This window comes from Priestia sp. JSM ZJ58 (assembly GCF_044383985.1).
In the GTDB taxonomy this organism is placed as follows: domain Bacteria; phylum Bacillota; class Bacilli; order Bacillales; family Bacillaceae_H; genus Priestia; species Priestia zanthoxyli.
Map to the genome: position 1 here is coordinate 757,857 of NZ_JBISEM010000001.1, position 12,956 is coordinate 770,812.

At 39.4% G+C, this 12,956-nt stretch carries 12 protein-coding genes; all 12 read left to right on the forward strand.

Annotated features, from left to right (window positions below; translation table 11 throughout):
- Positions 1-32: 32 nt before the first annotated feature.
- The 12 genes from ACH6EI_RS03880 to recA all read left to right on the forward strand — a co-directional run bounded on the left by ACH6EI_RS03880 (position 33) and on the right by recA (position 12,740).
- On the forward strand, positions 33-1,562 hold the full coding sequence (locus ACH6EI_RS03880; protein ID WP_028411387.1) for an ABC transporter ATP-binding protein: 1,530 nt from the start codon (positions 33-35) through the stop codon (positions 1,560-1,562).
- Positions 1,559-2,620, forward strand: a complete 1,062-nt coding sequence (locus tag ACH6EI_RS03885) for an ABC transporter permease (RefSeq protein ID WP_099331248.1) — start codon at positions 1,559-1,561, stop codon at positions 2,618-2,620. Before ACH6EI_RS03880 ends, ACH6EI_RS03885 begins: the two co-directional genes overlap by 4 nt.
- Positions 2,617-3,576 (forward strand): ABC transporter permease, encoded by a 960-nt coding sequence (locus tag ACH6EI_RS03890; RefSeq protein WP_013084750.1) that lies wholly within the window; start codon positions 2,617-2,619, stop codon positions 3,574-3,576. The genes ACH6EI_RS03885 and ACH6EI_RS03890 overlap by 4 nt, the downstream gene beginning before the upstream one ends.
- A 258-nt stretch (positions 3,577-3,834) precedes the next feature.
- On the forward strand, positions 3,835-5,130 hold the full coding sequence (gene yfmF, locus ACH6EI_RS03895; protein ID WP_028411385.1) for an EF-P 5-aminopentanol modification-associated protein YfmF: 1,296 nt from the start codon (positions 3,835-3,837) through the stop codon (positions 5,128-5,130).
- Positions 5,117-6,400: an EF-P 5-aminopentanol modification-associated protein YfmH gene (gene yfmH / locus ACH6EI_RS03900; RefSeq protein ID WP_025750276.1), complete on the forward strand. Its 1,284-nt coding sequence runs from the start codon at positions 5,117-5,119 to the stop codon at positions 6,398-6,400. The genes yfmF and yfmH overlap by 14 nt, the downstream gene beginning before the upstream one ends.
- A 63-nt stretch (positions 6,401-6,463) precedes the next feature.
- The gene (gene ymfI, locus ACH6EI_RS03905; RefSeq protein WP_028411384.1) at positions 6,464-7,189 is read left to right on the forward strand and encodes an elongation factor P 5-aminopentanone reductase; all 726 of its coding nucleotides are present in this window, start codon (positions 6,464-6,466) and stop codon (positions 7,187-7,189) included.
- A gap of 65 nt (positions 7,190-7,254) precedes the next feature.
- Complete coding sequence (locus tag ACH6EI_RS03910; protein ID WP_013058809.1) at positions 7,255-7,515, forward strand: DUF3243 domain-containing protein; 261 nt, start codon at positions 7,255-7,257, stop codon at positions 7,513-7,515.
- A 213-nt stretch (positions 7,516-7,728) separates the two neighbouring features.
- Positions 7,729-8,520 (forward strand): DUF3388 domain-containing protein, encoded by a 792-nt coding sequence (locus ACH6EI_RS03915; protein ID WP_013058808.1) that lies wholly within the window; start codon positions 7,729-7,731, stop codon positions 8,518-8,520.
- Between the two features lie 12 nt (positions 8,521-8,532).
- The gene (locus ACH6EI_RS03920) at positions 8,533-9,516 is read left to right on the forward strand and encodes a helix-turn-helix domain-containing protein (RefSeq protein WP_223546233.1); all 984 of its coding nucleotides are present in this window, start codon (positions 8,533-8,535) and stop codon (positions 9,514-9,516) included.
- Positions 9,517-9,660: 144 nt separating this feature from the next.
- Positions 9,661-10,245, forward strand: a complete 585-nt coding sequence (pgsA, locus tag ACH6EI_RS03925; protein WP_028411382.1) for a CDP-diacylglycerol--glycerol-3-phosphate 3-phosphatidyltransferase — start codon at positions 9,661-9,663, stop codon at positions 10,243-10,245.
- A gap of 16 nt (positions 10,246-10,261) precedes the next feature.
- Positions 10,262-11,503 carry a competence/damage-inducible protein A gene (locus ACH6EI_RS03930; protein WP_028411381.1) on the forward strand — a complete coding sequence of 414 codons (1,242 nt, stop codon included), beginning with the start codon at positions 10,262-10,264 and terminating at the stop codon, positions 11,501-11,503.
- Positions 11,504-11,702: 199 nt separating this feature from the next.
- Positions 11,703-12,740: a recombinase RecA gene (gene recA, locus ACH6EI_RS03935; protein WP_013058804.1), complete on the forward strand. Its 1,038-nt coding sequence runs from the start codon at positions 11,703-11,705 to the stop codon at positions 12,738-12,740.
- Positions 12,741-12,956 lie beyond the last annotated feature (216 nt).

Consider the following 12,956-nt stretch of genomic DNA (forward strand, 5'->3'; position numbering starts at 1 on the left):
CCTGTAGCAGGCAGGAATAGGGAGTGAAAGTAGTGGAATATGTTATTGAAATGCTAGATATTCGCAAAGAGTTTCCCGGTATTGTCGCTAATGACAATATTACACTCCAAGTGAAAAAGGGAGAAATTCATGCTTTGTTAGGAGAAAATGGTGCAGGTAAGTCAACGCTGATGAACGTTTTATTTGGGCTTTATCAGCCTGAAAAAGGGCAGATTCGTGTAAACGGCCAAGAAGTCAAAATCACGGACCCTAACGTAGCGAATGACTTAGGAATTGGAATGGTTCATCAGCATTTTATGCTTGTTCAAAACTTTACAGTCACAGAAAATATTATTCTTGGGAACGAACCGACGCGAACGGGGAAAATCAATATTAAAAAAGCAGCTCAAGATATTCAAGAGCTTTCAAATCAATATGGATTATCGGTAGATCCATATGCGAAGATTCAAGATATCTCAGTTGGCATGCAGCAGCGAGTGGAAATTTTAAAGACGCTTTACAGAGGAGCCGACATTCTTATTTTTGATGAACCTACTGCCGCCTTAACACCTCAGGAAATTACGGAATTAATTCAAATTATGAAAAAATTAATTCAAGAAGGAAAGTCGATTATTTTAATTACGCATAAATTAAAAGAAATTATGTCAGTGTGTGACCGCTGTACAATTATTCGAAAAGGTGTCGGGGTTGGTACGGTAAATGTGCAAGAGACCAACCCTGATGAACTTGCTGCTTTAATGGTAGGAAGAGAAGTACATTTTAAAACTGAAAAGAAAACAGCGACTCCAAAAGAAGCTGTGTTAACAATAAAAGAATTAGTAGTAGAAGACAGCCGAGGAGTAGAGGCTGTAAGTTCACTTGATCTAAGCGTTCGAGCAGGCGAAATTGTAGGCATCGCGGGTGTGGATGGAAATGGCCAAACAGAGCTGATTGAGGCAATTACGGGTCTAAGAAAAATAAAGTCGGGCTCGGTCACGTTAAAAAATCAAGAGTTGTCTACGTTATCCACGCGTAAAATTACGGAGTCAGGAGTAGGACATATTCCGCAGGATCGCCATAAGCACGGGCTTGTATTAGATTATACAATTGGTGAAAATATCGGTCTTCAAACGTATTATCAAAAGCCGATGTCTAAATCAGGTATTTTGAATTATAAAGAGCTGTATAAAAAAGCAAAAGAGTTAATTGCAGAATATGATGTGCGAACCCCTAGTGAATATACGCAAGCGCGATCGCTATCGGGCGGAAATCAGCAAAAAGCCATTATTGCCCGTGAAGTAGACCGCAGTCCGGAACTATTAATTGCAGCTCAGCCAACGAGGGGGCTGGATGTAGGAGCCATTGAATTTATTCATAAAAAGCTGATTGAAGAACGAGATAAAGGACGGGCAGTGCTGCTCGTTTCGCTAGAACTAGATGAAGTAATGAATCTAAGCGATCGCATTGCGGTTATTTATGAAGGGAAAATAGTTGACATTGTAGATCCAAAAGAAACGAATGAACAAGAGTTAGGTCTATTAATGGCAGGCGGTACGCGTGAGAAAGCGGGTGGAACAGCATGAATAAACTTGTGAAAAATGAACGTGTAATGATGATTTTGATCCCTATTGTATCGGCCATATTAGGACTCATTGCCGGAGCGGTTATTATGTTACTAGGCGGCTATGATCCAATGCTTGGCTATCAATCTCTTTTTGACGGGATGTTTGGAACGCCAAAAGCCATTGGAGAAACGATTCGTGCCATGACTCCTCTTGCTCTGGCCGGTATTGCGGTTGCGTTTGCTTATAAAACCGGTCTCTTTAACATTGGAGTAGAAGGACAGCTTTTAGTTGGCTGGTTGGCTTCAGTATGGGTTGGGTATGCGTTTGATTTACCAGCAGTCATTCATATTCCTTTAGCTGTATTAGCAGCAGCTGCAGCTGGAGCAGTTTGGGCGTTTATTCCAGGATTTTTAAAAGCAAAATTTCATGTTCATGAAGTAATTGTTTCCATCATGATGAACTATATTGCCCTTTACACCACGAGCAGCTTAATCCGTACGTATTTATACGCGGGTAATGAAAAATCGTATGATATTAAAGAATCGGCATCTTTAGCATCAAGCTTTTTAGCACAGTTAACCAATAACTCCCGCCTTCATTACGGCATTCTTATTACCATCGCTGCAGCCGTCGTAATGTGGTTTATTTTGAATAAAACAGCTAAGGGCTTCGAGCTAAGAGCCGTTGGTTTTAATCAGCATGCTTCACAGTATGCAGGAATGAATGTAGGCCGAAACATTGTGTTATCCATGGCGATTTCAGGCGCTTTTGCCGGGCTTGCTGGGGCTATGGAAGGGCTTGGAACATTTCAGTATATGGGCACATTCACTGCGTTTACAGGTACGGGGTTTGACGGTATCGCCGTAGCCCTTTTAGGAGTTAACAGCGCAATTGGAATTTTATTAGCATCATTCTTTTTCGGAGGACTGCAAACTGCGGCTCCTCAAATGAACTTTATGACAGGCGTACCGTCTGAATTAATTCAAATTGTCATTGCGCTTATTATCTTTTTTGTTGCATCTAGTTATTTAATTCGCTGGGTGCTTGGCCGTGCAGGCAAGGGGGGAGCAAAATGAACTTCTTAGAGGTGTTAGCCATTATTATTCCAGCGGCGCTTTATTCAGCTGCACCGCTTATCTTTACCGCGCTCGGAGGGATATTTAGTGAACGTTCCGGGGTCGTGAACATCGGATTAGAAGGGCTGATGATGTTTGGCGCGTTCACAGGTATTGTTTCAACCCTTTTACTTCAGGATTCATTAGGTGCTTGGGCCCCGTGGGTAGCAATAGTAATTGCGGCTGTTGTTTGCGCTGTGTTCTCGCTGATTCATGCTGTTGCAAGCATTACATTAAAAGCAGATCAAACTGTAAGTGGTGTAGCCCTGAATTTTCTAGCTGCGGGTCTTTCAATCTTTTTAATTAAAAAGATTTTTGGGAAAGGACAAACAGATTTTATTCAATTCCGTATCGATAAAGTAAGTATTCCAGGTTTATCAGACATTCCAGTAATCGGTAAAATTCTGTTTTCGAACGTTCCTATTACGTCTTATATTGCGATTGCGCTAGCTTTTGCTGTATGGTACATCATTTATAAAACGCCGTTTGGTCTCCGTCTTCGTTCAGTTGGTGAACACCCAATGGCAGCAGACACGATGGGGATCAAAGTTGTGAGAATGCGTTACGTTGGCGTTATGATTTCCGGCATGTTCGCTGGAATCGGCGGAGCGGTGTATGCCACGTCTATCGCTACAAACTTTGCAGCGGGAACGATTGCTGGACAAGGGTTCCTTGCTATTGCGGCCATGATTTTCGGGAAGTGGCATCCTATTGGTGCTTTAGGTGCAGCCATGTTTTTCGGATTAGCACAGTCTTTGAGTATCACGGGAGCTCAGATTCCGGTTATTCAAGATATCCCATCCGTCCTTTTAACCATTGCACCGTACGTATTAACAATCTTAGCGCTTACTGGTTTTGTAGGACGTGCTGAGGCTCCTAAAGCGCTGGGCGTTCCTTATGAAAAAGGCCGCCGCTAATAAATCCTCTATACGAGGTCTAACAATGACTAAAGTTGGATAAATATAGAAGGTGGAGACAAAGAAATCATATTCTTTTCTCCGCCTTTTTTTCATTGAGAGAAAGAATATGAAAAGAAATGAGGAAGCGCGCGGCAAGTTACTTGAAAATGTTTCCTTGAATTCGATATAGTGGTTATAAGACTAAAATTAGCGTTAAAGATTCAAAATAGAAGTATTGTCTAGTTAATACATCAAAATTTAAAAGGAGGTTTATATATGAAATTATTGACTGAACAAAAACATGAACTAGAAGGATTGACTGTTCATACCATTCAAACAGCTAAGTACAAAACAAACACGTTCATTTTAAAACTAAATGCCCCTTTAGATAAGAAAACGGTGACAATGCGTGCCCTTTTACCTTATGTGCTTCAAAGCGCTACCGAGTCGCTGCCGTCTACGACAAAGCTTCGTACATATTTAGATGAGCTTTATGGTGCTACTTTACAAGTAGACTTAACAAAAAAAGGTGATAACCACGATATTACGATTCGCATTGATATAGCGAATGAAAAATATTTGAAAGATTCAACTCCGCTTTTACAAAAAGCGTTAGCTCTTCTTGGCGATATTTTATTAAAGCCAGCAGTTGAAGGGGACTCTTTTTTAACGGATATTATGACAAAAGAAAAGCGTTCGCTTCGTCAGCGAATTCAAGCCGTATTTGATGATAAAATGCGCTATGCTAATTTAAGACTAGTTGAAGAAATGTGTAAGGAAGAACCTTACTCTTTACATGTAAACGGTCAAATTGACGATGTGGAAGAAATTACAGGTGAAAGTTTGTACGCCTATTATCAGCAGGTGTTAAAAGAAGATGCCATTCACCTTTATGCTATTGGAGATTTGCAAGTCGAAGAGGTTTTACAAACAGTAAAAGAAACATTTACTTTACCAAAGCGCGAGCAAAAAGACATTGAAGATTCTATCACGTCTAAAGAGATCTCGAACGTAAATGAAGTGGTGGAAAAACAAGAAGTCAAACAAGGGAAATTAAATATTGGCTATCGTACAAACGTTGTATACGGAGATAGACAGTATTTTGCTCTTCAAGTATTCAATGGGATATTCGGAGGGTTCTCACATTCCAAGCTATTTATTAACGTTCGTGAAAAAGCGAGCTTAGCTTACTATGCTGCTTCGAGAGTAGAGAGTCATAAAGGATTACTAATGGTCATGTCGGGTATTGATGCTAAAAATTACGACCAAGCTGTTACGATTATTAAAGAACAAATGCAGGAAATGAAACAAGGATCGTTTACAGACGGCGAAATCGCTCAAACGAAAGCCGTTATTCACAACCAGCTGCTTGAAACGGTGGATACTCCACGAGGACTAGTAGAGGTTATGTATCATAATGAATTAACGGGTAAAGATATTTCAATTGATGAATACTTAAAGCATATTGATGCGGTATCTAAGCAGGAAATTATTAAAGTGGCTGAGAAAATTGAAATGGATACAATTTATTTCTTAACAGGAACGGGCGGTGAAGAAAATGGAGAAAATTGAATTTTCGCAGCTTCAAGAACAGCTGTATCATGAAAAAATGGATAACGGGCTGCAGGTATACATTTTGCCAAAACCGGAGTTTAACAAAACGTTTGCCACTTTTACAACAAACTACGGATCGATTGACAATCAATTTGTACCGCTAAATGAAAATGAAATGACAAAAGTTCCGGATGGAATTGCCCACTTTTTAGAGCATAAATTATTTGAAAAAGAAGACGGAGATGTCTTTCAGCAGTTTAGTAAACAAGGTGCTTCGGCCAACGCATTTACTTCTTTTACCCGCACAGCTTACTTATTCAGCTGTACATCTAACTTTGAAGAAAATCTTGAAACATTAGTGGACTTTGTACAAGAGCCGTACTTCTCAGAAAAAACGGTAGAAAAAGAAAAAGGCATTATCGGTCAAGAAATTACAATGTATGACGACAATCCGGACTGGCGCTTGTATTTTGGTACCATTCAAAATATGTACAAAAACCATCCTGTTAAAATTGATATTGCTGGCACGATCGAATCGATTTCACATATTAATAAAGATTTACTGTACACATGCTATGAAACGTTCTATCATCCGAGCAACATGCTGTTGTTCATTGTAGGTCCTGTTGATGCGGAAAAAGTAATGAAGCAAGTTCGAGACAATCAGCAGAAAAAAGATTATAAAGAAATCTCTGACATACAGCGTCATTTTGACGAAGAGCCTGAAACGGTGGATCAAGAAAAACAAGTATTAAAAATGCCGGTGCAGTCTTCGAAATGTATGGTGGGTCTAAAAGCGAAAAATCCGCAGCGTTCAGGCGGAGAAATGCTTAAATACGAGTTAGCAATGAATATCATTTTAGATTATGCATTTGGAAAAAGCTCTTCGTACTATGAGGAGTTGTATGCAGACGGACTCATTGATGAAACGTTTGCGTATGATTATACGGAGGAAAGAGGATTTGGTTTTGCTCTTATCGGAGGAGATACGGATCAACCCGAACAGCTGTATGATCGAGTTAAACAAATTTTACTTGAAATGAAAACAAAATCACTAACAGAAGAGGAACTTGAACGTATTCGTAAAAAGAAAATCGGCGGATTTTTACGTTCATTAAACTCACCTGAGTTTATCGCTAATCAGTTTACACGCTATGCGTTTAATGATATGAATTTATTTGATATTGTTGAAACGCTAGAAAAACTGAAGGTAAACGAAATAAAAGATGTGCTAAACGAGATTATTGATGAAAAGAACTTTACGGTTTGTGAAGTAGTACCTAAATAAAGATGATTGTTGCCAAAAAAGCTGATGTTCATCAGCTTTTTTGCATGTAAAGGAGAGAAGGCTATGGAGAAATTTGCCCTTGTGACAGGTGCAAGCGGAGGAATTGGCACAGCGATTGCTAAGCAATTGGCTGAAGATGGATACTCGCTTATTTTGCACTATCATCAACGAAAAGACAAAATAGAGGCGCTTGCACATGAGCTAGCTGAAAAGGTGAAAACCGTGTTTACAGTACAAGCGGATTTATCATGTAAAGAGGGAGTGGAGAAGTTTTTAAAGGAGATTATTGTTCCGGTAGAAGTTATTATTCATAACAGCGGACGAAGCGTTAGCGGGTTAATGACAGATGCTTCGGCAAATGAAACCGAAGAAATGATCTATCTTCACATCACGGCTCCCTTTGTTATTACAAAAGCTTTGCTGCCTAAAATGATCAGTGCTAAAAGCGGACAAATTATCATGATTTCTTCCATTTGGGGACTTACAGGAGCTTCGTTTGAAGTTCTTTATTCAATGGTAAAAGGCGCCCAAAATACGTTTGTAAAAGCTTTGGCAAAAGAGGTTGCATTAAGTGGAATTCGCGTCAATGGAGTTGCGCCCGGAGCGATTGAAACGGATATGATGGCCAGCTATTCAAAAGAAGAGGTTAAAGAGCTGGCTGAAGAGATCCCTTTAGGAAGAATAGGATATCCAAAAGAAGTGGCAGATACGGTTTCATATTTAATATCTTCACGTGCTTCGTATATAACTGGACAAATATTATCGGTTAATGGCGGTTGGTACATATAAAGTGTGCATAAAATTAAAAACAAGGTACAAACTATGATATGAATAAACCTTAAGGAGGGCTACTCATGTCAGTATTAGAAAACTGGGATAGCTGGAAAGATTTTTTAGGCGACCGTTTACATCATGCACAAAACGAAGGAATGCAAGAAGAAGTTATTCATGATCTTGCTTATCAAATTGGTGGATATTTAGCAAACCAAGTTGATGCAAAAAATGATCAAGAGCGAATTTTAGCAGACCTTTGGAGCGTTGCTTCTAAAGAAGAGCAGCATGCGATTGCGAGCAGCATGGTGAAATTAGTTCAAAATAACGGATCAGTAAAATAAGTTATCGTTTCTAAAAAGGAGCTAATTCACCGCGTGTGAAAGCTCCTTTTTTCTTAGAATTAAATAGTACAAATAAATAAGCGCTTACATACATAACAAATGTAGAACTACTTGCCTTTAGGGTTTATAATATAATGGAAATCATTTATAGTTAAACTAGGTGAAAAAAAGGGGGCACCTCTCGAAGGCCAGCCAAGAAATGGGAGGGGTTTGATGGAGAAAATTGAGTGGTATTTAGAATATCAAATACAAAAAAATCGTCCGGGTCTTTTAGGTGATATTTCATCGCTTCTTGGAATGTTGTCAATTAATATTGTCACAATTAATGGAGTGGATGATATTCGCCGTGGATTATTGCTGCGCTGTGATTCACATGAGCAAATAGACAGGCTTGAATCTATTTTGAAAACAATGGATAATATCATTGTGACAAAAATGAGACCGCCTAAATTGCGTGATAAGTTAGCAGTGCGTCACGGTCGCTATATTCAGCGTGACGCAGATGATAAAAAGACATTCCGTTTCGTAAGAGATGAATTAGGTTTGCTCGTAGATTTTATGGCGGAACTGTTTAAACAAGACGGTCATAAGCTTATCGGTATTCGAGGTATGCCACGAGTAGGCAAAACCGAATCGATTGTAGCAGCTAGCGTATGTGCGAACAAAAGGTGGCTTTTTGTGTCTTCTACACTCTTAAAACAAACGATTCGCAGTCAGCTTATTGCTGACGAATACAACGCTGATAATATTTTTATCATTGACGGGATTGTATCGACAAAACGAGCGAATGAAAAGCACTGGCAGCTTGTTCGAGAAGTAATGAATGTACCCGCGACAAAAATCGTGGAGCATCCGGATGTATTTGTACAAAATACCGAGTATTCGTTAGATGATTTTGCCTACATTATTGAAATAAGAAATGACCCCAATGAGAAGATTACATATGAAATAATGGAAGGTCCTCAAATGTTTCAAGACGGTGGATTATCGATGTTTGATTTTTAGCATAATTGGTAGGTGTTAGCATTGACAGAGTTAGGACAAAGGTTAAGACAAGAACGAGAAAGCAAAGGATTGTCGTTAGAGGATTTACAAAAACTAACGAAAATTCAAAAACGCTATTTACTTGGCATTGAAGAAGGCAATTATGAGGTTATGCCAGGGAAATTTTACGTACGAGCGTTTATTAAGCAATACTGCGAAGCAATTGGGTTGGACACAGATGCTATTTTTGAAGAATACAAATCAGACATTCCTTCAACTCAAACAGAAGACATGCCGCAGCAGCTTTCGCGCGTTCGCAGCCGCAAAGAAATTCCTCAGCATACAAAAGGAGTTTCAAAAGCATATGACTACCTTCCAACTGTTCTAGTGGTGGCGGGAGTTGTAGTTGTTGGGATTATTATTTGGGTAATCGCTCAAAATATCGTCTCGGATAAAAACAAGGAGCAGGCTAACCAAGAAGCTCCAAACAGCGAAGTTCAGCAGTCTAACACGCAGGAAGAAACGAATGAAACTACTGCAAAAAATGACAATAGCAAGTCAGAAGATGAACAAAGTGCTGCTGATAAGAAAGAACAAGAAAAAGAAAAAGCTGAAAAAGAAAAAGCCGCAAAAGAAAAAGCTGAGAAAGAAAAAGCTGAAAAAGAAAAGAAAGACAGCGGTAAACAAGAATACAAGGAAGTTCAAAAAACAGGCAGAAGTGCTACGTATGCTCTTTCCGGTACAGATGCATTTAACCTAGAAGTAACATCCACTCAAGCAGATACTTGGTTAGATGTGAAAAATGGAAAAGGAAATGCTTTCTTTAGCTCCATTCTAAAAAAAGGGGAAACAAAAGAATTTGATTTGACGAAAGAAACGGAAGCTCGTGTCAACATCGGTTATTCACCTGGAGTAGAGTTAAAAGTAAATGGAAAAGCGGTTGACTTGCCGTTTGATTCATCCAAGCAAGTTCGACAAGTTGTAACGATTCAATATCAGCCGGCAGAAGCACAGTAAACAGCCTGTTTTAAAAAGTGGTCAGGGTGTAAATAAAGATAATATGTGAATTAAACACTCATTCACGCTATAATAAAACCAAAGCCGTGCAAACAACTTCGTTTGCACGCTTTCAGTTTGTAACAGTAATTGGAGGCAGAAGAAGTGAATTTACCAAACAAGATTACCATTTCGCGAATTTTTCTAATTCCCGTATTCCTCATTTTTATGATGGTGCCGCTACCATTTGGCACAGTAGAGGCAGCAGGAAAAGAGATTCCGATCGCTCATCTATTAGGGGCGGCATTATTTATTATTGCATCTACAACAGACTGGATCGACGGATACTATGCAAGAAAGTACGATTTAGTCACGAACTTGGGCAAGTTTTTAGATCCACTAGCAGACAAGCTGTTGGTTTCAGCTGCGCTTGTAGCTATTGTTGACTTAGATTTAATTGCAGGTGCAGGATGGGCTGCTATCATCATTATTAGCCGTGAATTTGCTATCACAGGTTTAAGACTTGTACTAGCAGGGGAAGGAGAAGTTGTAGCAGCCAATATGTTAGGTAAAATTAAAACATGGACTCAAATTTTAGCTATTTCAGCTATTCTGTTGTACAACTTGCCTTTTGAATGGATTTCCATTCCGTTTGCTAGCGTAATGCTTTGGATCTCAGTGATTTTTACGGTTATTTCAGGCTGGGACTACTTTGCTAAAAACAAACAGGCTTTTGTTAATTCAAAATAAGTAAGATGGAGATGATATGATGAACGCTGAAATTATTGGAGTCGGCTCTGAGCTGCTGCTTGGGCAAATTGCCAATACAAACGCTCAGTATTTATCGAAAAAATTAGCCGAACTTGGAATTAATGTTTACTATCATACAGTAGTAGGAGATAATGCACAGCGCTTGAAAGAAGTGATTGCTACAGCTCAAACACGTGCAGAGTTAATTATTTTCACAGGCGGGCTTGGTCCTACAAAAGATGATTTAACAAAAGAAACAATTGCGAGTGTGCTAGGAGTAGAGTTGACAACAAATGCGGAAGCACTTGAAAGCATTGAAGCCTATTTCAAACAGTCAAATCGTATCATGACACCTAACAATAAAAAACAGGCAATTGTACTTGAAGGTTCGACAGTGCTCCCTAATGATTACGGAATGGCTCCAGGTATGGGGCTTACAGTAGAGGGAAAACACTATATGCTATTCCCAGGGCCGCCAAAAGAGCTCTATCCAATGTATGAAGCATATGGTCAAGAATTTTTAGCTCAAAAGCTTGAATTAAAAGAAAGTATTGAATCACGCGTTCTTCGTTTTTTCGGAATAGGAGAATCACAGCTTGAGACGGAAATTGAAGATTTGCTTGATGCGCAAACAAACCCGACGATTGCACCGCTTGCAGGAGATGGAGAAGTGACGCTTCGCTTAACTGCTAAGCACGCTGATGCTGCTGAAGCACAGCGCATGTTAGACGAAGTGGAAAAAACCATTTCAGAGCGCGTAGGCGAGTATTTATATGGATACGAAGCAACTTCTTTACATAATGAATTGGTAAAAGAATTAACGGCACAAGGCTTGACGATTGCTTCAGCCGAAAGTTTAACCGGCGGGTTATTCAGCGAACGTTTAACAACTGTTTCAGGTGCTGGAGAAGTTGTTAAAGGCAGCCTGGTAGCCTATCATTATGAAATCAAGCAAAATATTCTCGGAGTGAGCGAACACACGCTGAATCAGTACGGAGCCGTTAGCGAGCAGTGCGCGGCTGAAATGGCTCAGCGTATTCAACAGTTATACAAAACGGATATTGGCATCGGTTTTACGGGTGTAGCTGGACCCTCTAAACAAGAAGGACACCCTGTAGGAACAGTGCATATAGGGGTCGCTTATAAGGATCAAACTCCTCAAGTTTACAGTTTGCAGCTATCTGGAAGCCGCCAAGGAATTCGTTCACGAACGGTTAATTACGGCTGTCATTACGTATTGAAGACGATAAAAAAATAAAGAAAAAAGGCTGCTTAGTTTTACCAAAGCAGCCTTTTTTTAATTTTATAAAAAACGAACATTTATTCGCTTTTTGCTTGTCAAACGACCCAAAAACTAGTATAGTAAGTTATAGAAAGTTGTTAATTCGACATTGCTACTACATCGTAGTAAGTTTGCAGTTTATAGATGATTTCAAAGAGATAGAGGAGGAAATTGAGTGAACGATCGTCAAGCAGCCCTTGATATGGCTTTAAAGCAAATTGAAAAGCAATTTGGTAAAGGTTCAATTATGAAATTAGGTGAACAAACGGAAAAAAGAATTTCTACAATTCCAAGTGGTTCATTAGCATTAGATATAGCTTTAGGCGTAGGTGGATATCCACGTGGACGTGTGGTGGAAGTATATGGCCCAGAAAGCTCAGGTAAAACAACAGTTGCTCTTCACGCGATTGCAGAAGTTCAACAGCAGGGCGGACAGGCTGCATTTATCGATGCGGAGCACGCGTTAGATCCTGTATATGCTCAAAAATTAGGTGTTAATATTGATGAGCTGTTATTATCTCAGCCTGATACAGGAGAACAAGCTTTAGAAATCGCTGAAGCTTTAGTTCGAAGCGGCGCAGTAGATATTATTGTTGTTGACTCAGTAGCAGCGTTAGTGCCAAAAGCGGAAATTGAAGGAGAAATGGGAGACTCTCACGTGGGTCTACAAGCTCGTTTAATGTCTCAAGCATTGCGTAAACTATCTGGAGCTATTAACAAGTCTAAAACAATCGCTATCTTTATTAACCAAATTCGTGAAAAAGTCGGCGTAATGTTTGGTAACCCTGAAACAACTCCTGGTGGACGTGCGCTTAAATTCTACTCTTCAGTGCGTCTAGAAGTGCGTCGTGCAGAGCAGTTAAAGCAAGGAAATGATATCGTAGGTAACAAAACAAGAATTAAAGTTGTGAAAAATAAAGTAGCTCCGCCTTTCCGTGCTGCCGAAGTAGATATTATGTACGGAGAAGGTATTTCAAAAGAGGGTGAAATTTTGGATATCGCTTCTGAACTAGATATTGTCCAAAAAAGTGGATCTTGGTATTCATATAATGACGAGCGTCTAGGTCAAGGCCGTGAAAATGCAAAGCAATTCTTAAAAGAAAATACTGATATTCGTCAGGAAATTGCGGGACAAGTGCGTGAACATCATGGTTTAGACCAAGATGGAGAGCCAGCTCCTGAGGATGACGATCAAGGCGATTTAAATATTTAATTTGCTGCGAGATAAAAAAAGACTCCTCTATTTCAAAGAAGGGGTCTTTTTTTTGTAAAAATTGTTAATGCTAGAAAAGTAACATGCGAAATTTCAATATATACTGTAGAGGCAGGCTTGACAATAAAAATGCACAGATTTACAATTAAGATGTATATTTTCCCTTTTTAAAACATTTTAGCGTTTAAAAGCCTTTGTGTGTATATTGAAAGGTGA

Coding starts and splice junctions, on each gene's coding strand:
- ACH6EI_RS03885 (WP_099331248.1), top strand. CDS start 1,559: ATGAATAAACTTGTGAAAAATGAACGTGTAATGATGATTTTGATCCCT.
- ACH6EI_RS03890 (WP_013084750.1), top strand. CDS start 2,617: ATGAACTTCTTAGAGGTGTTAGCCATTATTATTCCAGCGGCGCTTTAT.
- yfmF (WP_028411385.1), top strand. CDS start 3,835: ATGAAATTATTGACTGAACAAAAACATGAACTAGAAGGATTGACTGTT.
- yfmH (WP_025750276.1), top strand. CDS start 5,117: ATGGAGAAAATTGAATTTTCGCAGCTTCAAGAACAGCTGTATCATGAA.
- ymfI (WP_028411384.1), top strand. CDS start 6,464: ATGGAGAAATTTGCCCTTGTGACAGGTGCAAGCGGAGGAATTGGCACA.
- ACH6EI_RS03910 (WP_013058809.1), top strand. CDS start 7,255: ATGTCAGTATTAGAAAACTGGGATAGCTGGAAAGATTTTTTAGGCGAC.
- ACH6EI_RS03915 (WP_013058808.1), top strand. CDS start 7,729: ATGGAGAAAATTGAGTGGTATTTAGAATATCAAATACAAAAAAATCGT.
- ACH6EI_RS03930 (WP_028411381.1), top strand. CDS start 10,262: ATGATGAACGCTGAAATTATTGGAGTCGGCTCTGAGCTGCTGCTTGGG.